Source organism: Roseibium algae (assembly GCF_037783265.1).
Taxonomy (GTDB): Bacteria; Pseudomonadota; Alphaproteobacteria; order Rhizobiales; family Stappiaceae; genus Roseibium; species Roseibium algae.
In genome coordinates this window covers 1-23,792 of record NZ_JBAKIA010000020.1, presented here as the reverse complement: position 1 = coordinate 23,792, position 23,792 = coordinate 1, and the positions used below count along the sequence as shown (strand labels likewise).

The following is a 23,792-nucleotide window of genomic DNA, read 5'->3' as shown; positions in this document are numbered from 1 at the left end:
GCTATTTCAGGGGCGTGGCCCAAGTGAACCCGGAACGCCTATTGAAAGCCCTTCGGGAAAGGGCCCAAAATCTTGGCTTTGATGGCCTGAAGATCGCGTCTGCGAACAGCATTCCCGAAGCGCCGGAGCGTTTAAAGCAGTTTCTGGATGCAGGCCATCACGGTTCCATGGGATGGATGGCCGAGACAGCAGAGCGACGAGGCGACCCGCAAGTGCTTTGGCCCGAAGTCTCTTCCGTCATCATGCTTGCGATGAACTATGGCCCTGACGACCCGGCGTTGGCACATCTGAATGACCCAAAGAGTGCGGGCATATCCGTTTATGCACGCAACCGCGACTACCACGACATCATCAAAGGTCGTCTGAAAGAGCTTGCCAGCTTCCTCGTCTCCCGCGCAGGCGGTGATGTGAAGGTTTTTGTTGATACAGCGCCCGTCATGGAAAAGCCGTTAGCAGAAGCCGCCGGTCTTGGCTGGCAGGGCAAACACACGAACCTGGTCTCACGCAAGCTCGGTTCCTGGTTTTTTCTGGGATCGATTTTCACCACATTGGAGCTGCCTGCCTCCGGTGTGGAAGTGGATCATTGTGGCACCTGCACAGCGTGCCTGGAAAGTTGCCCGACCAACGCATTCCCCGCTCCCTATCAACTGGATGCCAGGCGCTGCATTTCCTATCTGACTATTGAACATGCCGGACCGATCCCACCAGAATTTCGGAAACCCATGGGCAACAGGATCTACGGCTGCGACGATTGCCTTGCGGCCTGCCCCTGGAACAAATTTGCCTCATCCGCACGTGAAGCCAAGCTAATCGCACGCGATGACCTCAAGCAGCCCAAACTGTCAGATTTGATCGGGTTGGACGACCCGGCTTTTCGAAAGCTCTTCTCCGGCTCCCCGATTAAAAGAATCGGGCGGAATAGGTTCCTGCGCAATGTTCTGATCGCTGCTGGTAACTCGGATGATCAGAACCTCCTGCCTGCCATTCAAGAGCACCTGGATGACGAAGACCCGACCGTGCGCGGCGCGGCGGTCTGGGCGCTCACACAGCTTGCCAGCGCTTGCGCCGTTGAAGCCGAACGGTGCAAGCGATCCACGACGGAACCTGATGCAAGTGTCCGGTCTGAATGGGCTGCATGAGGCCTACTCTGCAGCCTCTGCCATTGCTGGTGCAATCCGCGCTGCGCAGAACTTGAATTCCGGAATCTTACCGTAAGGATCAAGCTGCGGGTTGGTCAGGAAATTCGCCGGGGCTTCAGAAAAGCAGAACGGCATGAAGAGCATACCGCTTGAAACATCCCGATCGGCCCTAAGCGTCAGCGTAATGGCGCCCCGCCGCGTTTCCACAGTTACCTGCTGCCCAAGTGTAAATCCGGCCGCACGAATGTCTTTGGGATGCATAGAGACGACCGGCTCCGGCTCAAGCGCATCAAGCACCGTCGCCCGGCGCGTCATGGCTCCGGTATGCCAATGTTCCAGCATACGGCCCGTGGTCAAGACAAACGGGAAGTCGCTGTCTGGCAGCTCGGCCGGCGGCACAAGATCGGTAGGCACAATCCGCGCCCTGCCATCTTCTGTTGGAAATGAATCCCCGAACAGGATTTCATTGCCCGGTGTATCGTCGGCATCTGCCGGATAGGTCACCGTTCCGTCCCGCTCCAGGCGCTCCCAGGAGATATGCGCAAGCGACGGCATGTGTGAGCGCATTTCTTCATAAATCTCAGGCACGCCACTATAAGTCCAGTCAAGATCCAGCCGGTTCGCCAGTTCCATCAACAATTCCCAGTCGGCCCGAGCTTCTCCTGGCAGCGGAACACAGGGGCGCCCGATTTGCACCTGACGATTGGTGTTGGTGTAGGTACCAAGTTTCTCCGCATGGGCTGACGCTGGCAGAATGACATCTGCGTGCCATGCAGTTTCGGTGAGGAAGATGTCCTGCACCACCAGATGCTTCAGAGTGGTCAGGGCCTTGCGCGCATGATGTTGGTCCGGATCAGACATGGCCGGGTTTTCACCCATCACATACATCGCCTCAATCCCGTCAGCGATAATGTCATCCATGATTTCGACAACGGTCAGCCCGCGTTGCGGGTCGAGAGTACGTCCCCAGGCGTCTTCGAATTCAGCTCTGATATTGGGATCTTCAACTGAACGGTAATCCGGGAAGACCATCGGAATGAGGCCAGCATCAGACGCCCCCTGGACATTATTTTGACCACGCAAAGGATGAAGCCCGGTACCTGGGCGGCCAATATGGCCGGTAATCAGTGCCATCGCGATCAGGCAACGCACATTGTCTGTGCTATGCACATGCTGGGAAATACCCATGCCCCAGAAAATGATCGACTTGCCACTGGAGGCATAAAGTCTTGCAACATCTCGCAGCGTCTGAGCATCAATCCCGCAGACAGGTGCCATGGCTTCTGGCGTAAACTCGGAGACCTTTTCTTTCAGCGCCTCAAAGCCATCCACATGGGCGGCGATATACTGCCGATCATAAAGACCTTCGGTGATGATCACGTTGAGCATGGCGTTCAACATGGCAACATCAGTGCCGGGCTTAAAAATCAAACCATGGTCAGCATGGCGCATCAGACCCTGATGGCGCGGATCCATGATGACCAACTTGCTGCCTTTCTTCGCAGCCTGCTTCAGATAAGTCGCAGTGACGGGATGGTTTTGCTCGGGCCTTGCGCCAATCACGATGACACAGTCGGCATCAAGAGCGGCCCGGAACGGCGCGGTCACAGCGCCTGAGCCAATGCCTTCCATTAAAGCAGCTACTGAAGACGCATGACAAAGCCGAGTGCAATGATCGACGTTATTGCTCCCAAAACCCTGACGGATCAGCTTCTGGAACAGGTAGGCCTCTTCATTCGACCCCTTGGCAGAGCCAAAGCCAGAAATACCAGCGCCGCCCTTGGCCGCGTAGGATTCCTGCAGACCAGCAGCCGCACGATCCAGAGCTTCGTCCCAAGTCGCCTCCCGGAAGACATCAAGGTAATTGGAGCCGTTCAGCTCGATATTTTGGTCCTTGGGTGCATCATCGCGGCGGATCAAAGGTTTTGTCAGGCGTTCCGGACTGGCGACATAATCGAAGCCGAAACGTCCCTTGACGCAGAGCCTGTTTTCGTTGGCTGGTCCGTCGCGTCCCTCAACCTGGACGATTTTTCCGCTTTTGACCGAGACTTTGGTGAGGCAGCCCACACCGCAAAACGGACAGACACTATCAACCGTCTCGTCTGGATAGACAGCCCGCACTTTGGCCTCTTCATCCATCAGACTTTTTTCAAACAAGGCACCGGTTGGACAGGCCGACACGCATTCGCCGCAAGCAACACAGCTGGACAGGCCCATAGGATCAGCAAGGTCGAATACCGGTGCCGCATGAGACCCACGCCAGCCCATACCGATCACGTCATTGACCTGAACTTCTCGGCAAGCACGCTCACACAGATTGCAGGCGATGCAGGCTTCCAGATTGACCGCAATTGCAGGGTGGGAGATGTCCTGAACCGGTCGCTCGCACGGGGCGTATCGACTTGCAGACACGCCGACCTTGTACGACCACTGCCAGAAGTCGCTTTCCGGATCGGGATGCACTTCACGGGATGGCTGATCGGACATCAAAAGCTCGAACACCATTTCACGAGCTTTGGTCGCCCGCTCTGTTTCCGTGTTTACAACCATGCCTTCAGACGGCTGGCGGACGCAGGAGGCTGTCAGGGTGCGCTCACCCTCAATGTCGACCATACAGGCTCGGCAATTGCCATCAGAGCGATAACCGGGCGCGTCCTTGTGACAGAGATGCGGGATGGTAATGCCTTCACGCTTGGCAACCTGCCAAATGCTCTCCCCTTCCGCAGCTGTCACTGTCTTGCCGTCGAGGGAAAAGGTAATTGCTTCGCTCATGATCCGGCTTCCTCTGCAAAGAATTTCAAAACGGATGCCACTGGATTGCTGGCCGCCTGGCCAAGCCCACAAATCGAGGCCGAACGCATCACGACATCAAGGTCCGCAATCTTGTCCTTGTTCCAGGTTTCGTCTTGAAGCAACGCCACCATCTTTTCTGTTCCAGAGCGGCAGGGCGTACATTGGCCACAACTTTCATGTTCGAAAAACCGCATCAGGTTTAACGCAACGTCTCGCATGTCATCCTTGTCGGAGAACACCACGATGGCGTGACTTCCTATGAAGCAGCCGTGCTTTTCAAGAGTGCCAAAATCAAGTGGTTCGTCGGCCAATGACGAGGGCAATATGCCGCCAGATGCGCCTCCTGGAAGGTACCCCTTGAAGCTATGGCCTTCATCCATGCCGTCACAATATTCGGCAATCAGCTCATTCATTGTGATGCCTGCCGGTGCTATTTTAACGCCGGGTGATTTGACCCTTCCAGACACCGAAAACGACCGAAATCCCTTGTGGTCTCGGCGTCCTTGAGTAGCAAACCATTCGGAGCCTTTTTCGACGATATCCCGGATCCAGAACAGCGTTTCAATATTATGATTCAGGGTCGGACGGCCAAACAGACCAACCTGCGCAATATAAGGCGGCCGGTGCCTCGGAAGCCCGCGCTTGCCCTCAATTGATTCGATCATCGCGCTTTCTTCACCGCAGATATAGGCCCCTGCCCCGCGCCGTAGCTCAAAATCAATAGAGGTGACAATGCCATTTTCCCGAAGCAGAGCGATTTCAGTTTTCAGGATTTCAAGCACTGCCGGATATTCATCGCGCATGTAAATGTAGATACGCTCAACACCGACAGCATGGGCCGCGATCAGCGCTCCTTCCAACATGCGATGCGGGTCGCGCTCCAGATGAACACGGTCCTTGAATGTTCCAGGTTCGCCTTCATCGCCGTTGATTGTCAGGTACTTAGTCCCCGGCAGGTCGTTGACAATCTTCCATTTGGTTCCCGTTGGAAACCCAGCGCCACCCAATCCACGCAATCCGGCAGCCAAAGCATATTCGGCAATGTCTTCTGCTTTCAGTTCTCCGGACCGAACTCTTTGCAACACATTATACCCACCGTCCGCCAAATAGGCCGTCAGGCCGACATAGTCAGGGATCGACGGCTCAATCTCTCCAGCGTAAACAGACGAAAGAACAGTCATTTCGCTCGCGTTATCAACGGCACGCTTGCCAACTTGAACCGCTGGAGCAGCGGCACAGCGACCAATGCAGGGAACCTTCTGGATACGGACTTTTGACGGGTCCAATCCTGACTCCAGAACCGAGGCCAAAGCATCAGCACCTTTCAAGGAACACGCAACGCTATCACACACCCGCACAGTCAGAGGTGCAGGAAGCGTTTCGCCTTCGCGCACGATATCAAAATGATGATAGAAACTCGCAACCTCAAAAACTTCGGCTTGGGACAACCGCATTTCTTCTGCCAGGGCTTTCAGGTGCTTTGCTTCAAGACACCCATATTCATCCTGGATCTTGTGCAAGTGCTCGATCAACAGATCGCGCTGACGCGACTCCCCATCCAATAGAACACGGACGTCTTCAAGTGCGGCCTCATCAAGCTGGCGGCCCTTGGGCTGGGACGGCTTTCTGGAAAGCCCCTTGCCGAATGTCATATTGCTTCTTCCCGACTGGCTATTTTCCGCTAGAAGACGCCGGTCAGTCACAATTGGCAAATCATCAATGATGATTTTTTGATCACCTCAGGTGATCAAAAGTCTTTCAAGATCTCAGGCACGGCGGCTAGAAGTGCCGAAGAAACTGGCAATGCAGGCTCTCGCGTCGGAACAACAAGACCAAGGCTCGCGCTAATATCTGGCTCGACCAACTCCAAAACCTGCGAACCTGCACTCAAGCCTTGCTCGACCTGCAAACGCGGTAAAATTGTCACCAACCCACCCTGCCTGACAAGCGCCAGAATTGCATTGAAGCTGTTGGATTCAAAACGTGGAACCGGGCTCACACCTGCGCTGTGAAACGCCGTATCGATGATCCTCCTGTTCTGCATGTCTTCCGTCAGCAGACATAAAGGCAGCTCAGCGGCAGCTTTCCAGGAAATGCCGTCTTCGTCCCCCTTGGGAAGGACAAAACTCTGCGCTGCAACAAGTGAGTATTTTTCATCGTAAAGAGTAATCGACGTTCTGCCAGTCACGTCCGGCTTGTTCAGATACGTCAGGCCCGCATCGAGACTAAAATCGTCAAGGCCCGCCTCTATGAGATCTGAAGACATCGACAACAGGCGAAAGGTCATGTCTGGATAACAGCTTGCCACCGCACCACACAGCTTTCCCGCATATGGGGCCGCCGATGGCACCACACCCATTCGCAGATTGCCGGAGGGGCTCTCTGAAGACGACAGGTCTTGCACGAGGCCACCGCAGTCAGACAAAATCCGCCGAGACCAAGCAAGAATGCGCGCGCCCTCAGGAGTAAACCCCTCAAACCGTTTCCCCCGAAATATCAGCGGCGTTGCCAGTGCTGTTTCAAGTCTCCGAATACGCGCCGACAGCGCTGGCTGGGACAGCCCGCAAGCCGCCGCAGCACGGGCAAAATGCCTATGCTCAGATAACGCCAAGAGCAAGCGCAAATCAATCAGATCAAATGGTGGCAAGCGGTCCATCATTTCGCGTTGACCCCCCTCCGGTCATCAACTTTATATCTTAGAGTGCATGCCTAGAGCGAAGACACCAAATGGCCACCATCGACAGGAAAAACAGCTCCTGTCATGTAACGGGAGGCTTCGCTGGCGAGCAAAAGGAAAGGCCCATTCAGATCGTCAAGGTCACCGATACGGCGCATCGGCACGCGAGAAATCATTTCCTGCCCCGCTTGGGTTTCAAAGAACCCTTCATTTATCTCGGTTTCAAAATACCCCGGCGCCAATGCATTCACCCGGACATTGTGACGAGCCAACTCAAGGGCCAGGGCCTTTGTCATTTGGATAACGCCAGCCTTGGAGATGGCATAGGATGCCAAGTCCTTGCTCACACGAACACCCAGTACAGACGAAATATTGATGATTGACCCGCCATCAGCGGTGTCCCGCCAATGTCGGCCGCAAGATATTGCCATGAGCCAGACACCGCGCAGGTTGACGCCCATAACGGCATCAAAATCTTCCGCAGTCTGATCCAGCGCAGCCCCTTCGCGCGCAATGCCTGCATTGTTGACCAGCACATCGAGACCGCCAAAAGTCTCGACCGCCTTGGCCCTGCATGCATGAATGGAGGCACCATCCTTGACATCAAGCTCGATGGGGCAAACGCTTGCGGCACCAAGCGCCATAAGCCTTGGACGCATTTCTTCCAAACGATCAATTCTGCGTGCCGCAATCGCCACATGTGCACCATGCGTTGCACATAACTCAGAGAAGTGCGCTCCCAATCCACTGGATGCACCAGTCACAAGGACCCGCTTGCCCGAAAGGTCTGTTCCGAGATCCATTTGTCCTCCCAACGCCCCGCAATCGTTTTCCAATCACATCAGGACATCTCAAGGCAAAGCACCTTGGCTCCCAAGTCAAGCTGTTAGATGAGAAAACGCTGCGACAACCCGCTGATATACATCGCGTTTGAACGGGACGATCAAGGATGGAAGCTTGTCGGCAGCGGTCCAGGCCCATTCACAGAACTCTGGCTTATGGCCGTCTGGAGGGGATAAAACATCGATCTCGGACTCTTTGCCCTCAAAACGTACTGCATACCATTTTTGAGCCTGGCCGCCGTATTTTTTTCGTCTTGAGTTAGCCAGTATTTCTGCCGGATAGTCGTAGGTCAGCCAACCATCTGTCTCCGCAATTACCGTTGCAGAACGAATTGACGTTTCCTCATAAAGCTCTCTGAGAGCCGCCTTCTGGGGGTCTTCCTTTGCATCGATTCCGCCCTGCGGCATTTGCCAAGAATACTCATAGTGAGATGCTCCCTGACCATCATCACGTTTTCCGACCCAGACCTTGCCCTGATCGTTCAAAACCATAATCCCGACGCACGGGCGATAGGGCAGCCCATTTTCGACAGTTGGGAAACCCTGAGCAGTTTGATTGATGGTCACAAAGTTATCTCATCTGTCTATTGTGGCGCTTACAGGAACAAGCATTAGGCCTCGTTCCTCAAGGTCTCGACCCCAGATTTCCAACTGCTTGACCGTGATCGGAAGTGCAGACCCGGACGCAACAGCAATTCCGCGGGCACGCGCAATGCCTTCGAGTTGCAACAGCTTGGCATTAATTTCATCTTCACGAGGAACAGTATCAAGCACAACGTCCACAGAGCTAAACGGTGCTTTAACCTCCGCAGCAACCTCATCGGAGCTGCTACGAGAGGACGTTCCATTATCAACGAACATCAAACCCCGCTCGCGCAATTTCTCTAAAAGATACTGCATAGACGGCCGTGTGGACGTATAGCGCGCGCCCATATCATTGATAACACCAACATAATTGGTGACACGGGTTAAAAGCCAAGCGAGCCGGTCCATCATTTCTGCAGGGCGCAGACTGACGAGCAGCGTGTGCGGCCCTGGATCATTGTCGGGGAAATCGAATGGCTCAAGCGGAAGCTGCAAAAGCAACTCATGCCCCTTAGAGCGAGCGCTTTGCATCCAGCGGTCCAGATTAGAACCATAGGGCGCCATTGCAAAAGTGACATCCACGGGCAGTCTGTCGATCGCGTTTTGCGTTCCACTTTCACTCAAGCCCAGTCCCCCAATGATCACTGCTATCTTGGGAATTGATGCAAAATCAGTTGAAAATGGACGCGCATAAGCATCAAGCGGCCTCACACCACTTGAGCCGATCTTAGGCAAGAAACCGTAATCGGTCCTCTCACTCACCCTTGGATCCGGATTGATCAGCTGACTGCCAGCAACGCCATCTTCCCCTGTCTTGGCTTGCAGCTCATAGCGCGGTCCGAGACTGGAGTTCTCTGCCTTAGGACGAAGATTTGGGCCCAGATCACCATCGAGGGACGGATTAATCTCAACAACTTCAATGTCACGAGACGACAATCCTTCAACGGTATTTTCTAGCGGAACAACCGCAACCGGCTCACCACCATACGGGTCGTCCACCGCCCCCATCCAAATGACGGCTGTGGTCCCTAAAACACTCAATATACCTAAGCCAATCAGTCCAAAAGGGAGCCGGAAAATTTTCCGTTTGCCCAACCCTAAAGGAGCTGTGAGATCTTCGCTCGCCATAGCGTTCGTAAGGTATCCTGTGTTTTACGTCCCCATTACATCAAGCTCAGCCGTACGCTCAAAAGCGCACGGCTGTAAGGACTTCATTTAGTTAGGCGCTGAGGCCGCATCACCTACAGGAGGAAATGCAGCGTTGACCTGCGTACCGCGCAGCAGGTCAAGCGCAAGGTTCAGCTGCTTGTCGTCCTTGGAATCGGCAGGCACATAAGCTTGGCTTCCAGACTGTTCTTTCTCGCCATCCTTGTCCTCAGACTCCAGATGACCGCGCAGTCCAGCCTCACCTGTGGTGGTTGCCCGTCCCTTCATATCATCAGGTAAATCCTGCAAGCTTTCGATATCCGGCTGGATACCTTTGGCCTGAATAGATGTTCCCGACGGAGTGTAGTAACGCGCTGTCGTCAGACGAATTGCGCCATTTGCACCCAGAGGAATGATCGTCTGCACAGAGCCCTTACCGAAAGAGCGTGTGCCAAGCACCGTCGCACGACGATGATCCTGAAGGGCCCCCGCCACAATTTCCGAAGCAGAAGCAGAGCCACCGTTAACAAGAATGATTACTGGTTTGCCATCAGTCAGATCACCGCTGCGGGCGTTATAACGCTGTGTTTCATCTGAATTACGACCGCGCGTAGAGACAATTTCACCACGATCCAGGAAAGCATCCGAAACAGCAATTGCCTGATCGAGAAGACCGCCAGGGTTGTTCCGCAGATCGATAATGAAGCCCTTCAGGTTATCTTCTCCGATCTTTTCGGATGTCTCTTCAATGCCTTTTTTCAGGCCATCGAACGTCTGCTCATTAAACTGAGTGATACGAATATACCCGACATCACCTTCTTCGCGCCAACGAACCGAACGAATCCGAATGATGTCCCTTGTAATCGTTATGTCGAATGGCTCACCCGCGCCTTCGCGGCGAATGGTAACAACGATATCAGTCTTGACCGGTCCGCGCATTTTCTCAACGGCTTCATTCAAGGTCAGGCCCTGAATTTGTTCACCATCAATATGGGTGATCAAATCGCCACCTAGAACGCCAGCCTTGAACGCAGGTGTGTCATCAATGGGCGTCACCACCTTAACGTAGCCATCTTCCATGGTCACCTCGATCCCAAGACCACCAAACTCACCGCGCGTCTGCACCTGCATGTCCCGGAAACTTTTCGGACTCATGTAGCTGGAGTGCGGATCCAGAGATGTCAGCATGCCATTGATCGCATTTTCGATCAGCTCGGCATCGTCAGGCGTCTCGACATAGTCAGAGCGAACCCGTTCGAAAACATCTCCGAACAGATTGAGCTGACGATACGTGTCAGAGGCAGCTGCATGCGCCTCGTCGCTGACACGAAAAGGGACCTGGGCGAGGGTGACGGCAGCAACAGCTCCCATCAATGTGCCGACGAGCAGCAGTGAAGCTTTCCGAATCATCCGCGAACCTTTTCTTCTTCGGTGCGTGCCCACCAAGGTGTGGGATCCACTGCACTTCCGTCTTTTCGAAATTCAACATACAAGATCGGCTGAGAAGAACCCAGACCAATCGTGGAGGCACTCGCCCATTTGGTGGTGCCCATAACGCCTACCGGCTCTCCGGCAAGTACGAATTGCCCTAACTCAGCGTCGATTCGGTCCATTCCAGCTAGAAGGACATGGTAACCGCCGCCGGTGTTCAGGATCAAGAGCTGGCCGAACGAACGGAATGGACCAGCATATACAATCCACCCGTCTGCAGGTGACGTAACAGGCGAGCCTGCACGGGTCGTAATCGACTGACCTTGAGTGAGGCTGCCAAACTCGTCTTTTTGACCAAAGTCGCGGAGCATCTGACCCGCAACCGGTTTTGGCAGCCGGCCTTTGGTGTTCTCGAACGCCAAAGCGGGGGCCAAACGCCCAGGATCCGCAAAGGGATCCTCCTGACGTTGTCCACCTAAACGGGCCTGACGCTCTGCTTCGCGAGACTTTGCCGCAGCCGTTCTCGCGCTCTCAATTTCTGTTTCCAGATCAGAGATCAAATCTTTTAGAGACACGGCTTTTCCCGCCAGTTCCTCTGCCCTTTGCTTTTCTTGTGCCAGCTGTCCAGCCGTCTTGTCACGTTCTTGACGCTTCACACTCAGCAACAATTCTAGGCGTGATTTTTCCTCTGCAAGGCGCATTGTATCGCCTCGTAAACTGGTTTTTTCAGTCGCAATTGTGGACTTTAAACGGCTTAATTCTGCCAAATCAGATGCAAGTGCCTCGGTCTCAACGCGAAGCTCGGGCATGACAGCGTTGAGCAAGATCGCGCTGCGCACTGCCGCAAGCGCGTCACTCGGTCGCACGGCTAACGCTGGAGGAGGACGGCGACCGATCCGCTGGAGAGCAGCAAGAACTTCCGAAAGCACACCATTGCGCTCATGTAGAGACAGCCTGACGGCATCCTCGTTCGCGCCAAGACGCATAAGACGGCGGTCCGTATCATTGAGCTCAGTCTCCAAGCCCTTGATCGTATCAGCGGTGCCCAGGATTTTTCCATTCAGGCTTTCCCGGTCACGATCGATCAGCTGAATTTCACGCGCGATCTCTGTCTGACGCTGAGAAGACACTTCGATATCACGCCCAATAGAGAGCAACTCCTGCTCACGCTCCTGTTTTTTTGCAAGTGCAGCTGCAACCTCTGCAGACACTTTCACTGCAGCATCCTCAGCACTTTTCTGAGGCGTAGTTTCGGTGGATATCGCAGGTTGCAGCGCAAAAGACAGCAAGAAACCGAAGGCCAACAGGAGAGACCTTCCCTTCAGCAAGCGACCAGCCCCCCATATTAGGGACCTCCATTCACGGCCTGCCTGCAATTTGTTCTTGCTCAGAAACAACATGTAAAATCGATACCTAGCGTATCGTTAAGGAAGCGTTTACCAATCCAACATTCGAACGAATTGGTCCGGTAAGAGATAGCGACCGATTAAGGCGATAACCGGGCGCTTCTGTCTACAGCATCTCCCAGATAAACAACTCACTCTTCACTATCAAAACCTTGGTGTGCAATAGATAAAACTGCTTCATTCCTTGGCCATAATTTGAAGGCAAGGTCTTAGCGTATCAACAAGGACACACCGCTAGATATCACAAGTCTAGAAATGGTTTTTCCATTTCGCCACATTAGATAGCGTTTACGGGACGCAAATTTGGATACAGGAGATTTTCGAAACATGAAGCTTTCTAAAATAACAGCAACAATTATGGCTTTGAGCCTCTTCAGTGCAGGTATCGGGCAATCCGCGGCTGTAATAGCAGCCCCACTTGCCAATTTCTCGATGAATGCCCCTACGCCAGACACAAATTCAGTGCATTCAGAGTTTGTACAGGTCTCTGAGAAAAAACGCGCCGGTCATAAAACAAAAAACACCAACGTCAATAAAAGACACAAGAATACAAATATCAATAAAAAAACTAACAACACGACTAAAAATCGCAACAACAACAACAACAACAACAACACAGTAAACCGCAATGTGAACAACACTACAATCAACCGCAATGTAAATGTAAATGTTGTTAAGCGCCCGAGCGGTTGGCACGGCCAATACTGGGGCAGGGCCGTGTTCGGCATTACGCTCGGAACCATCATCATCGTTGCAGCGAACACGCCACCACCACCGCCAGATCCAACCCTTTGCTGGACATGGAGCAACAGCGCCTTGACCGAAGGCTTCTGGTACTACTGCACAGGTGACTAAAGTCCAAACTCATAAGCCGCCTGGAACACGTTTCCGGGCGGTGTCTTACCATATCTATTCGCGGTGATAGGGATGGCCTGATTGGATCGTCAGGGCTCTATAGACCTGCTCTGCCAACAAAATACGCACGATCTGATGCGGCCAGGTCATTGCGCCAAAGGCAATTCTCAGGTCAGCTCTGGCCAACAATTCCTCGCCATGACCATCTGCACCACCGATGGCAAAGACAACATCTTGAATGCTATCGTTTTTCCAGGCGTCGAGTTTTGAGCTAAAAGCCATGCTGCTCATCGACTTGCCATGCTCGTCGAGCACGATGAGGCGGGCACCGGTCGGAAGACCCGCAATGAGTGCATACGCCTCTTCAGCTTTTCGCTCGCTGGCGCGTTGCGCACGGCTTTCGGACAATTCATTGACCGTTACAGCAGTTACACCCAAGCTACGGCCGCACTTACGCGCCCTGTCGACATAGCGGTCGAACAGTTCCTTGTCGGCACCGGACTTCATGCGCCCGATACAGGCGAAAACAAATCGCATAAGCTACCCCGCCGGGACACTAGGTGTTAGTCCCGGCACGTTGTGAACTCGTTCAAAGCAACGCTTTAACTAACGTACTTTGGAAGGTCTTCTGGCTCAGGAGACCACATTTTTTCGAGGTTGTAAAAACCGCGAACTTCGGGCCGGAACACATGAACAATCACATCGCCAGCATCGATCAGCACCCAATCGCAAGTGTTCATACCTTCAACACTTGGATTGCCGCCACCGGCAAGCTTCACGTCACGCACGAGGTAATCGGCGATTGCCCCCACATGACGATGGGACCGACCCGACACGATCACCATCTGATCGGCCAGAGAGCTCTTAGCCCCGATTTCAAGAGTTACAATGTCCTCAGCCTTAGCATCTTCAAGGCTGGCGAGAACTGCATCGATCAGCTCTCCCGTAAGATCAGTTCTTGCGGAAGACTCTACTGGAGTGGACGCCGTGGTCCCCTCGTTTTCAAAGGTCGTGGTCAGGTGTCGTGCCTTTCAGATTAAAGCCCCCAGGCACGCATGCCTGGAAGAAAATTGACCGTACCTCGATCACCCTCACGGTGATCGACTTTAAGACTACGCCTTCGGACTTGGCACTTTCAAGACAGCCAAGAAATCAGAAAGCTTCACTTTTCGTTACGTTTGTTTGTTCTGCCTCAAGCGCGTCGACGAAGTTGCATCGAGAGCGGTATGAAGAAATGTCCAAGCCGGCGGCTTCAGATCTGGCAGAAGCTGGGCATCCATCTCTGGAACCCGGCACCTTTCAAAGGCTTTCGCCAATGGTGACCCTAGTGTCGCCAAGGACGCTCCTGGTCGGTCAACAACCGCCACAGGAACGCTCTTCATTATATTGCGCCAATCTTGCCAACTGTGAAAACCAGCCAGATTGTCTGCACCCATAATCCAGACGAACCGAAGTGCAGGCCGCTTTACCAGCAGCATTTCTATGGTTCTAGCCGTAAAACGTGAACCGAGGGTAATTTCATGCGCCGTCACTTTCATCTTTGGATGATCCGCCAGCGCACGCGTCATATGCACACGCTTTTCCAAAGGTGCAAGCTCGGAATGATCCTTTAAGGGATTTCCCGGTGTCACCAACCACCAAATCTGATCAAGACAAAGTCGCTTGAGGGCCGTCTCTGCCACAAGCATATGGCCCGAATGAGGCGGATTGAAAGACCCCCCGAAGATTCCGATCCGATTGCCCGGCTCGGCATGGGGCAGCCTGTACCAATCCGGCGCTCCCTCTCCCAGCCCAGCTCCCCCACTCATGAACGCGTCTGTCCCTTGCCGCGCACCAAGTATTTAAAACTGGTCAGCTGCTCGACACCCACAGGTCCACGGGCATGCATACGACCCGTCGCGATACCGATTTCAGCCCCCATGCCGAACTCACCACCGTCTGCAAACTGGGTGGAGGCATTGTGAAGGACGATGGCCGAATCCACCTTCTGAAGAAACTCGCTTGCTGCTGCTGGGTCTTCAGCAAGGATACAATCGGTGTGATTGGAGCCATAGAGCGCGATATGGTCAACCGCAGCTTCAAGACCGGCCACAACCTTCACCGACAGAATCGCGTCAAGATACTCGGTGCTCCAGTCGTCTACCGTCGCCGGAACGACATCCTCACACAGCTCACGGGTACGCACATCTCCGCGAACTTCACAGCCTGCATCTTGCAGGGCTTTCACAATCACCGGCAGGTGACTGTTTGCGACAACCTCATCAACCAACAGCGTTTCAAGTGCACCACAAATACCGGTTCGACGAAGCTTTGAATTGACGACAAGCTCAACAGAGGAGTTCAAATCTGCCGACTTATCAATGAAGATGTGCACCAGGCCTTCAAGATGGGCAAAAACGGGCACACGCGCTTCATCCTGAACGCGCGCAACAAGGCTCTTGCCTCCCCGCGGTACGAGCACATCCAGATTGCCGTTAAGTCCCTTAAGCATCTCCCCAACAGCGGCACGATCTGTTGTTGGCACCATCTGGATGACATCTTCCGGCAGGCCAGCAAACTTCAGGCCCGACTGCAGAGCTGCATGAATGGCCATATTGGAATGGATTGTGTCGGAACCACCACGCAGAACAACCGCGTTGCCTGCCTTCAGGCACAATGCCCCCGCATCAGCTGTCACATTCGGACGGCTTTCATAAATAACACCAATGACGCCAAGCGGAGTACGCACCCGATTAATCTGCAGCCCGTTGGGCCGATCCCATCCAGCCATAACGCTTCCGACCGGGTCCTCTAGTGTAACAATGGCTTCCAACGCCTGCGCAATGGCTTCAATCCGCTCTTCGCTCAGCGTGCCACGATCCAGGAATGCTGCTGTCTGCCCATTCGCCTTCATGGCGGTAAGATCCTTGGCATTGCCTGTCAGGATTGCCGGCATCGCAACACGAACGGCCTTCGCCATCTCGCGCAACGCCAGATTCTTGGTCTCTGCTGGTACAGTCGCAAGAGTGCGTCCGGCAACACGTGCACGTTGGCCGATATCTGCCATAATGGCCTGAACGTCGTTTGCCTTATCCACCATCATTCCGTCTCGCGTTTCAGCCCGAATTTCCAGTTTATATTTCTGGGCCATTCTTCCGATACAGCTATATTACCTAGCGCCAGTCAACATTGCATCGTTCAGTACAAGGTCATCGCGATGAACCATTTCTGACCGGCCCGGGTATCCGACAATCGCTTCAATTTCGCGGCTATTACGCCCTGCAATCATCCGCGCCTCATCATCGTCATAGGCGATTAAACCACGGCCAATGTCCTTGCCCTCCGGATCAAGCACCTTGACTGCATCGCCTCTGGAGAATTCCCCAGTCACTTTTGTTACACCCGCCGGAAGAAGGCTGTTGCCCGATTGAAGCGCTTTAACTGCTCCAACATCGAGACTGATCTCACCGCGCGGTTCCAGATGACCACCGATCCACGCCTTGCGCGCAGACCCGGGTGTTTCCAGTGCCCTGAACCAAGTCGCTCGCGCTCCCTCGTCCAATCGTTTCAAAGGGTTGAACTCTTTGCCTGACGTAATGACCATAGTCGTTCCCGCCGCAGTGGCGATCTTGGCCGCATCAATTTTCGTCTTCATACCGCCACGTGAAAGCTCAGACCCGGCACTTCCCGCCATTGCTTCGATTTCATGCGTGATCCTTGGGACTTCAGGCAGGAACACCGCGTCTGGATTTTGCTGAGGTGGTGCCGTGTAAAGGCCATCAATGTCCGACAAAAGCACCAGACAGTCAGCGCTTGCCATCGTCGCCACTCGCGCGGCCAACCGGTCGTTGTCTCCATAACGGATTTCCGAGGTCGCAACGGAATCGTTTTCATTGATAATTGGCACGGCACCGAATTTCAGCATGGTGCCGATTGTCGCGCGCGCATTCAGATATCGTCGACGCTCTTCAGTGTCCCCAAGCGTCAACAGGATTTGACCGGCCTGAATTCCATACTGCCCGAAGCAATCGGCATAGGCTTGCGCAAGAGAGACCTGGCCAACCGCAGCGGACGCCTGGCTTTCCTCAAGCTTAAGTGGACCTTTCGGTAGGCCAAGAATACCGCGCCCCAGAGCAATCGACCCTGAGGACACAACGACTACTTCCGCACCCTCTTTTACCAGAGCGACAAGATCGGCCACCATAGCTTCAAGCCAGTCACGCTTGAGCTTGCCATCTCCAACGAGAAGGGCAGACCCAATTTTGACGACTAAGCGGCCATCAATGACAAGAGGACGCAAGGCAGACATCAGGGATGCCATCCCTCCTGTTCCTTGGCCGGCAACTGATTGGCAGCGTCTTGCTTGTCCTTATCAATGGCGCGCATGATCATGCGCAGAACACGCTCTACATTGTGCCCACTGGCCGCCGAGAGGATCAAAGGCTTCTGGCCGCACGCCGCTTCAAGCGATGCTGCCTTTTCCTCGATCATCTCATCGGTCAGCGCATCGGACTTGGACAACGCGACAATCTCGGTCTTGTCCATCAGGCCATGGCCATAGGCTTCCAGCTCGCCGCGTACTACACGATAGGATTCGCCCGGATCCTCTTCATTCGAGCCATCCACAAGGTGCAGCAGGACGCGGGTCCGCTCAACATGACCCAAGAAACGGTCACCGAGCCCAATTCCTTCATGTGCCCCTTCAATCAAGCCCGGAATATCGGCCATAACAAAGCTATTGCTATCAATTTTCACAATACCAAGGTTCGGATGGAGCGTGGTGAAGGGATAATCTGCAATCTTCGGCTTGGCTGCAGAAACCGCTGCAATGAAGGTTGATTTACCAGCATTTGGCAGGCCGACAAGGCCAGCGTCAGCAATCAGCTTCAATCTCAACCAGACCCATTTTTCCTCACCTTCCAGACCCGGATTGGCGCGGCGCGGTGCCTGATTGACGGAAGATTTGAAGTGCGCGTTGCCGAACCCGCCGTTGCCACCACCGAGCAGAAGAACCTTCTGCCCAATTGTTGTCAGATCAGCGATGACAGTCTCATTGTCTTCTTCAAGAATCTGTGTGCCGACAGGAACCTTCATGACGACATGTCCGCCGTCAGCACCAGTTCTGTTCTTACCCATGCCGTGGATGCCGGTTTCGGCCTTGAAATGCTGCTGATAGCGATAATCGATCAACGTATTCAAACCATTGACGCATTCAACATAAACATCACCGCCACGGCCGCCATCCCCGCCGTCAGGTCCGCCGTATTCGATATACTTTTCACGTCGGAACGAGATACAGCCTGCGCCGCCATTACCGGAACGGACAAAAATCTTGGCCTGATCGAGGAATTTCATGTTCTTGTCTTTCTATTGTCCGTCGTAGCCGTCATGTCGATACCGGACTTTTAAAATTCTGTCTCACCAGCTCCATGTGCCAGTTTTCTGCGACGTTTCCGCGCGCCAAACTCATGGAAGCCCCGTCCCCGACCACCGTAAAACCAAGTTTCTTCAGGACATTCTTCGAGCCTGCATTGTCCTTCATGACCTCAGCGCGCAGGCTTTTGATGCCGGTCGCAGCGAACACCCAGCGCAAAGCTGCAGCCAATGCCTCAGTCATATAGCCTTTTCTCCAATAAGGCTCGCCAAGCCAATAGCCGATCCCGGGTGCTTCTTGCAACTCTCGCAGCACAATCACGCCAATCAACTGCCCTTCTTGGCTAACGGCGAAATCCGCCTGGCCAAAACGACGCCAGTCCTGTGCGATCTCCTCAGTCTTTTTCAAATAGGCCTCGCCCTGCACCCGGTCATAAGGATGCGGCACACGCGACAGCATCTTGGAAACTTCATAATTACCGCACAGCAGCTCTAGCCGCTCCAGGTCAGAAGACCGGAGCGGTCTGAGTTTCAGCCGTTCTGTGGCAAGCGTTGGTAGGTTCATGCCGCAGCCCTCCGCCGATCAAAAGCGGCTCTTTCCAAACGCACCACAATGCAGGACACATCTCGGTCCAATGGCTTGGCAAAACGCATTGTCTTGCAAGCCGGCTTGAAGCCATGCTTCCGCAACAGACCGCGTGAAGCGACATTGTCCTCGAATGCGCGCGCCGCAATCGCCTGACAATCATGCGTCCTGAAAGCCCAGCCCAAGATGGCCTCAACCGCCTCATCAGCATAACCAAAGCCCTGAAAAGGTCGGCCCAGCCAATAGCCAAGTGTTGGACACTCCGGTTCCTCTGCCAGGTCTCCGGGTGCTTCAATGGCAATCACGCCAACAAACACTCCGCCCAGGGTGATCGCAAAAACAGCCTCGGCCTCCATTGGCTCTGCTGCCAATGTCTTTGCAACATACTCCTCGGCCTCACCGTCTTGGTAGGGCCAGGAACACCCTGTCAGCCAGCGAGCCACTTCAAAATCGCGCCCGCCAAGGGTAGCAATCGCGTCCGCATCGCCGGTCTGCAAAGGTCTAAGTAAAAGGCGTTTCGTTTTCAAAACCGGAAGCATCACGCCGTCCTCCCCCAAGTTTTGAGCGAGGCCCAAACTGCGCGCTCCAGATTGAAACGCTCAATTGGCACCGTGCCCCGTGCCCCAACCGAATGGATGATCGATTGGTCCCGGTATTGAAAACCAGATTTGGCAAGGACACGCCGGGACGCAGGATTGGTCACCCTGCAGCCCCCTGTCAACTCGTCCATCGAACCGTTGGTAAAGGCGTGATCGACAAGTGCATGAACAGCTTCCGTTGCCAGCCCGTCACCCCAGAAGGGCTCACCAAGCCAATAGCCGATGTGAACCGGGCCACCAGCTTCCGCCTCGCCATATTTTGCGACACCGATAAACCGGCCAGTTGTTGCCATACGGATTGCAAAGGTCGCGTTGTTGTCCCGGTATATCTCAGCGCGTTTGATCAAGGCTTTGGCATTATCGAGCGAAAATGGATGCGGCATGCTCGACAGGTTCATGGCAATGCGATGATTGTTCGCCAGGAACATAATATCAGGCAGATCGTCCGTTCGCGGCATATCAAGCCGAACACGGACAGCTTCCTGCGGCGAAGGGGCAGCCGCACCCCGACAACTTTCGTCTAAGAGACCATCACTCTCAACAACCATGTTTCTAACTCCAGTCAAAATTCAAAGAAAAAGGGGAGATGGCGCTCCATCTCCCCTTGAACTTTGACTGGTTCATCTTGAACCGCCGGGGCGATGAGGCGCCGGCGGTTTTTGATAACACGTCGACTTTACTCCGCTGCTTCCGCCACTGGAAGCACGTTAATGAAGGTTCGCTTGTTGGCTTTAGCCTGGAATTCCACTTTGCCTTCGACGACTGCGAAGATTGTGTGGTCCTTGCCCATGCCAACGCCCGTGCCAGGATGCCATTGCGTGCCACGTTGGCGCGCAATGATGTTGCCCGGAATTACAGCTTCGCCACCATACTTTTTGATGCCGAGACGGCGACCAGCGGAATCGCGACCGTTGCGGGACGAACCACCTGCTTTTTTATGTGCCATGAGGGTGCTCCTCGTTTCTCGTAGTTGGAGTCAGAACAATGAAATGGAGGCGATTATTCGCCGCCCAGTTCCTTGGCCTGCTGAAGCCAGTTATCGCGCTCGATGCGGCCCTTGAAGCTCAAGGCATCGTCGACGCGGGCGATGTCGTCTGCGGAGAAGCCAGCGACCTGCGCGTAGGTTGTGATACCCAGCGCGTTCAGCTTCTTCTCCAGAACCGGACCAACACCAGAGATCTTTTTGAGATCATCGGCCTTGCCTTCCGGCGCTGTGAACAACGGCGTGACAGCTTCATCGCTATCGGCTACCGGTGCTTCTTCCTTGGCTGCGGCCTTCCGTGCAGCCTTTTTAGCAGGCTTGGCACCAGCTGCCAGAATGTCAGTCACCTTGATGAGGGTGAAAGACTGGCGATGGCCGTTACGGCGGCGGGAATTCTGACGCCGACGCTTCTTGAAAATGATGATTTTGCGATGGCGGCCTTGATCGACCACCTCAGCAACAACAGTGGCGCCTTCGATAAGCGGAGCACCAACAGTTGTATCTGTGCCATCGTTGAGCATCAGTACTTCGTCAAATGTGACAGTACCACCAGCTTCAACGTCAAGCTTTTCGATCTTCAGGAGATCGTCTGTTGCGACGGTGTATTGCTTACCGCCGGTCTTGATCACTGCGAACATGTCTCGCACGTCCTTCTTTTCGTTTTTAATCACGCCTCGCCTTTAGTGGCTAAGGTCGCGTTCCTTAAATCCTGTCCTTCGGCGCCCATAAAGCCTCTCGTGCGAGATGCCCGGGTCTTTGCGGTTGGCTGTTTCGGAGATTATCCGGTACGGTCGACCAGGCCTTAGAACAAAGAGAAACGGCGGAATCGTTCCCAAATCCACCTTTTCAAGCTCGCGCACTATATGCATGGGCAGATCTGAGTCAACGCAAAACTGGCTTTAGGGCGGCATTCTCGCCCAGTTTTGAGTTCGGCATGTTCGTGCAGATGAGATCCTTGGCCAACTTACCAACAACTGGCCAGCTTCACCAGCCTGCCAACCAGTTTTCGTTATTTTGCAAATGCTTACAAAAAAGCTTGCAAACACCCAAACTGCCCCTTGCGAGGGAGGTGCGCCTTGGCTATGTTCCGCGCCACTTGAGACCCATTTATCTTAAAGTACCGCGGGGAGGTGCCAGAGTGGTTGAATGGGACGGTCTCGAAAACCGTTGAGCGTGCAAGCGTTCCGAGGGTTCGAATCCCTCTCTCCCCGCCATAACTTTTCCCACTCTCCGCCATTTCGGCGAACCGCAGAATTCCGCGAATGTTCAGAAAACGGCCAACCTTGAATAGAGGCTGGTATCGTTCATGGTATCGCGCAAGGTATCGACCGTCGTCTCCCTTGACGCCGTCCGTCAGGGACGCCGCGATCAATCGCCCCCACCTCCGTCCGGAACACCGAAACCCGGGAAGCCGAGAACTCCCTCTCCCGGCCCCAATCTGGTCCGGTCCCAAAATATTTATCTTTTTCAGGTTCGATGGCCGAAACATTTGGATCCGACACGCCGTGCGGCACCGATCCGGATCAGCCTCGGTGCATGTCCGCACAAGGAAGCGCGGCATCAGGCTGACCTCCTGATTGGTTATGCGCGGCGACTGTTCGGACGGGCGGGACAACTGGGCGTGACAGACGATCAACCAAAGAAAGACGGCTTCTCGGAATACACCGATGAAGAACTCGAGGCCAAGCTGACCGATCCGAACCGAAGGGGAGAACTCATCGGCGAGCTCCGCGTCTATCAGAAAATCATTTCAAGCCCGCCCCCTTCAGACAGCCCAGCAGATCAAAAGATGTTCGCGGCCATGCGGGGGTTCGTCCAGCTGTCGAAAGAGATCTCTGATCCAGAAAACGCCAATCCCCTCGTTGTAGACAACTTCGAAACGCTTCAGGCGAAGTACACGAGCGATCTGGAAGCCGCTTTCACTGAAAAGGACAGTGCCGCTCGAACGGCTGATCCAAGAGAGGAGACTGCCCGAAGGGCAAGAGCACTTGCTGAGCGCACTGGCGTTTCAGTTGGATACGGGGGATCACCTGAAAAACCGCTGGACGCCAACTTCGGGACTCAACCTCGAGAAGGGTCTCAAATGGTCGAAGCGGCTAGTACGGCATCTAAAGACCGGGAAAAGACACGGCACTACGGTCTGGGTGAAGCAGACGGCGACGTGGCTGACTTTACAATCCACAAAAAGCCTGATCCGCCTACCGAAACGACGGCGGCTCCGGATTGCATTTTGGATAGCCCCGTTCAGACCGCCACAATGCCTGAACAGCCTGCTGCGAATTCGGACGAACATATACCCACCTATAAACTCGACCGTAGATTCATCGAACGACCCGCGTCTTCCGCTCCGCTGTTCTCTGTCGTCGCAAAAGAAAATCTGGATGCATGGGAGAAACGAAGGGCAACCAAGTCCGGAAAATCAACCGACGTCGCTTCGGCCCGCACTCGCTGTGAGTTGTTCATTGAACTGGTTGGCGACCATCCGGCAGACACATATGTGCCGTCCGATCTGCAAGCCTTCATCGAACTTCTCAGATTCTATCCAGCGAAGATGTCTGACCGCCGCAAGGGTCTCAGCGCCCGGGAAATTATTTCCGATAACACCGACCTTCAGCTCAAACCGTTGAGTTCGACAACGATCCGGACGCAATACGTCTCGACCGTGAAACGGATAATCGCAGAAGGCGCGCTTGGCTGGGAGTACAAGAACCCACTGGAGAATGTGAGCTTGCGCCTTCCCAAGGGACGCAAGAACAACCGAAAGGCCAAAACATCACCACTGAGTTCCTTCCAGGTCTCGACCATCTTTCGGAAGGGCGTAGAAAGCGGCTTGCTGGATAATGCGATGCTCCCCCTTCTCGGGTACCTCACCGGACGTCGTATCGGTCTTCTGACCTATACGAGTGCCGACGACATCATCGAAAAGTTCCCGGGGGTCTGGGTCCTCCAACCGAAAATGGAAATAGTCGAAGAAGAAACAGGAGCGTCCGAAGAGACGCCCTCGAAGACCGAGGAGAGCGAGGACTATTTCGTCCTTCACCGCATTCTCGAGGATATCGGTTTCATCCAGTGGGCAGTCCAGCAGGAAGGTTTCATATTCAAGGAATTGATGCGTCTGGAAGACCCGGCGAGATCCGCATCGTCTTACATGGGACGCCTGCTAAAGGCGGCAGGGGTGAAAACCACGAACAGCCGAAACCGTGAGGTGTTTCACTCGCTACGAGGCGGAAATATCGAAGACCTCCGCGAAAAATTCAAAGACAGGGAAACCCTGATCAGCCCCACTTGAGTGGTCCACTTTGAAAGTTAGTGCATGATTGGCCTTTGGTCCATCGGGATGATGGCCTCTGGCGCAGGTGGGCGGTAGCCCAATGCACTATGGGGTCGCTTGGTGTTGTA

At 54.2% G+C, this 23,792-nt stretch carries 22 protein-coding genes and 1 tRNA gene; 4 read left to right on the top strand and 19 right to left on the bottom strand.

The window, feature by feature from the left end; genetic code table 11:
- Window positions 1–14 precede the first annotated feature (14 nt).
- On the top strand, window positions 15–1,139 hold the full coding sequence (gene queG / locus V6575_RS20665; RefSeq protein ID WP_422785612.1) for a tRNA epoxyqueuosine(34) reductase QueG: 1,125 nt from the start codon (window positions 15–17) through the stop codon (window positions 1,137–1,139).
- Window positions 1,140–1,142: 3 nt separating this feature from the next.
- On the opposite strand, the gene fdhF is transcribed toward queG, so the two are convergent.
- The 8 genes from fdhF to V6575_RS20625 form a co-directional block, all read right to left on the bottom strand.
- Entirely contained in the window at window positions 1,143–3,911 is a 2,769-nt protein-coding gene (gene fdhF, locus V6575_RS20660; protein WP_340277089.1) for a formate dehydrogenase subunit alpha, read from the bottom strand.
- Window positions 3,908–5,584, bottom strand: coding sequence for an NAD(P)H-dependent oxidoreductase subunit E (locus V6575_RS20655; protein ID WP_340277088.1), 1,677 nt, complete (start codon window positions 5,582–5,584; stop codon window positions 3,908–3,910). The genes fdhF and V6575_RS20655 overlap by 4 nt, the downstream gene beginning before the upstream one ends.
- A gap of 95 nt (window positions 5,585–5,679) precedes the next feature.
- Window positions 5,680–6,591 (bottom strand): LysR substrate-binding domain-containing protein, encoded by a 912-nt coding sequence (locus V6575_RS20650; protein WP_340277087.1) that lies wholly within the window; start codon window positions 6,589–6,591, stop codon window positions 5,680–5,682.
- Window positions 6,592–6,641: 50 nt separating this feature from the next.
- Entirely contained in the window at window positions 6,642–7,412 is a 771-nt protein-coding gene (locus tag V6575_RS20645; protein WP_340277086.1) for an SDR family NAD(P)-dependent oxidoreductase, read from the bottom strand.
- 75 nt (window positions 7,413–7,487) lie between these two features.
- The gene (locus V6575_RS20640; protein WP_340277084.1) at window positions 7,488–8,018 is read right to left on the bottom strand and encodes an RNA pyrophosphohydrolase; all 531 of its coding nucleotides are present in this window, start codon (window positions 8,016–8,018) and stop codon (window positions 7,488–7,490) included.
- A 9-nt stretch (window positions 8,019–8,027) separates the two neighbouring features.
- Window positions 8,028–9,044 carry a divergent polysaccharide deacetylase family protein gene (locus V6575_RS20635; protein ID WP_340277145.1) on the bottom strand — a complete coding sequence of 339 codons (1,017 nt, stop codon included), beginning with the start codon at window positions 9,042–9,044 and terminating at the stop codon, window positions 8,028–8,030.
- Window positions 9,045–9,251: 207 nt separating this feature from the next.
- Window positions 9,252–10,592 (bottom strand): S41 family peptidase, encoded by a 1,341-nt coding sequence (locus V6575_RS20630; RefSeq protein WP_340277083.1) that lies wholly within the window; start codon window positions 10,590–10,592, stop codon window positions 9,252–9,254.
- A complete protein-coding gene (locus V6575_RS20625) occupies window positions 10,589–11,941 on the bottom strand; it encodes a murein hydrolase activator EnvC family protein (RefSeq protein WP_340277081.1) in 1,353 nt (450 codons plus the stop codon). Before V6575_RS20625 ends, V6575_RS20630 begins: the two co-directional genes overlap by 4 nt.
- Window positions 11,942–12,346: 405 nt before the next feature.
- Here V6575_RS20625 and V6575_RS20620 point away from each other — a divergent pair, with 405 nt between their 5' ends.
- Window positions 12,347–12,874 carry a hypothetical protein gene (locus V6575_RS20620; protein ID WP_340277079.1) on the top strand — a complete coding sequence of 176 codons (528 nt, stop codon included), beginning with the start codon at window positions 12,347–12,349 and terminating at the stop codon, window positions 12,872–12,874.
- Between the two features lie 54 nt (window positions 12,875–12,928).
- Here the strand turns inward: V6575_RS20620 and rlmH are convergent, their stop codons facing one another.
- The 11 genes from rlmH to V6575_RS20565 form a co-directional block, all read right to left on the bottom strand.
- A complete protein-coding gene (gene rlmH, locus V6575_RS20615; protein WP_340277077.1) occupies window positions 12,929–13,411 on the bottom strand; it encodes a 23S rRNA (pseudouridine(1915)-N(3))-methyltransferase RlmH in 483 nt (160 codons plus the stop codon).
- Window positions 13,412–13,476: 65 nt separating this feature from the next.
- Complete coding sequence (gene rsfS, locus V6575_RS20610) at window positions 13,477–13,893, bottom strand: ribosome silencing factor (protein WP_422785613.1); 417 nt, start codon at window positions 13,891–13,893, stop codon at window positions 13,477–13,479.
- Window positions 13,894–14,046: 153 nt separating this feature from the next.
- Window positions 14,047–14,682 (bottom strand): nicotinate-nucleotide adenylyltransferase, encoded by a 636-nt coding sequence (locus V6575_RS20605; RefSeq protein WP_340277076.1) that lies wholly within the window; start codon window positions 14,680–14,682, stop codon window positions 14,047–14,049.
- Window positions 14,679–15,953: a glutamate-5-semialdehyde dehydrogenase gene (locus V6575_RS20600; RefSeq protein WP_340277141.1), complete on the bottom strand. Its 1,275-nt coding sequence runs from the start codon at window positions 15,951–15,953 to the stop codon at window positions 14,679–14,681. Before V6575_RS20600 ends, V6575_RS20605 begins: the two co-directional genes overlap by 4 nt.
- 69 nt (window positions 15,954–16,022) lie before the next feature.
- Window positions 16,023–17,174 (bottom strand): glutamate 5-kinase, encoded by a 1,152-nt coding sequence (gene proB / locus V6575_RS20595; RefSeq protein WP_422785611.1) that lies wholly within the window; start codon window positions 17,172–17,174, stop codon window positions 16,023–16,025.
- Entirely contained in the window at window positions 17,162–18,208 is a 1,047-nt protein-coding gene (gene obgE / locus V6575_RS20590; protein WP_340277075.1) for a GTPase ObgE, read from the bottom strand. Before obgE ends, proB begins: the two co-directional genes overlap by 13 nt.
- 31 nt (window positions 18,209–18,239) lie before the next feature.
- Window positions 18,240–18,791 carry a GNAT family N-acetyltransferase gene (locus V6575_RS20585; RefSeq protein WP_340277073.1) on the bottom strand — a complete coding sequence of 184 codons (552 nt, stop codon included), beginning with the start codon at window positions 18,789–18,791 and terminating at the stop codon, window positions 18,240–18,242.
- On the bottom strand, window positions 18,788–19,351 hold the full coding sequence (locus V6575_RS20580) for a GNAT family N-acetyltransferase (protein ID WP_340277138.1): 564 nt from the start codon (window positions 19,349–19,351) through the stop codon (window positions 18,788–18,790). Before V6575_RS20580 ends, V6575_RS20585 begins: the two co-directional genes overlap by 4 nt.
- A complete protein-coding gene (locus V6575_RS20575; protein ID WP_340277071.1) occupies window positions 19,351–19,959 on the bottom strand; it encodes a GNAT family N-acetyltransferase in 609 nt (202 codons plus the stop codon). The genes V6575_RS20580 and V6575_RS20575 overlap by 1 nt, the downstream gene beginning before the upstream one ends.
- 128 nt (window positions 19,960–20,087) lie before the next feature.
- Window positions 20,088–20,357 carry a 50S ribosomal protein L27 gene (gene rpmA, locus V6575_RS20570; protein WP_340277067.1) on the bottom strand — a complete coding sequence of 90 codons (270 nt, stop codon included), beginning with the start codon at window positions 20,355–20,357 and terminating at the stop codon, window positions 20,088–20,090.
- A gap of 53 nt (window positions 20,358–20,410) precedes the next feature.
- Window positions 20,411–21,031 (bottom strand): 50S ribosomal protein L21, encoded by a 621-nt coding sequence (locus V6575_RS20565; RefSeq protein WP_340277065.1) that lies wholly within the window; start codon window positions 21,029–21,031, stop codon window positions 20,411–20,413.
- Window positions 21,032–21,517: 486 nt separating this feature from the next.
- Here V6575_RS20565 and V6575_RS20560 point away from each other — a divergent pair.
- Window positions 21,518–21,607, top strand: a tRNA-Ser gene (locus tag V6575_RS20560).
- Between the two features lie 275 nt (window positions 21,608–21,882).
- Window positions 21,883–23,682, top strand: a complete 1,800-nt coding sequence (locus V6575_RS20555; protein WP_340277064.1) for a hypothetical protein — start codon at window positions 21,883–21,885, stop codon at window positions 23,680–23,682.
- The last annotated feature ends 110 nt before the right edge of the window (window positions 23,683–23,792 follow it).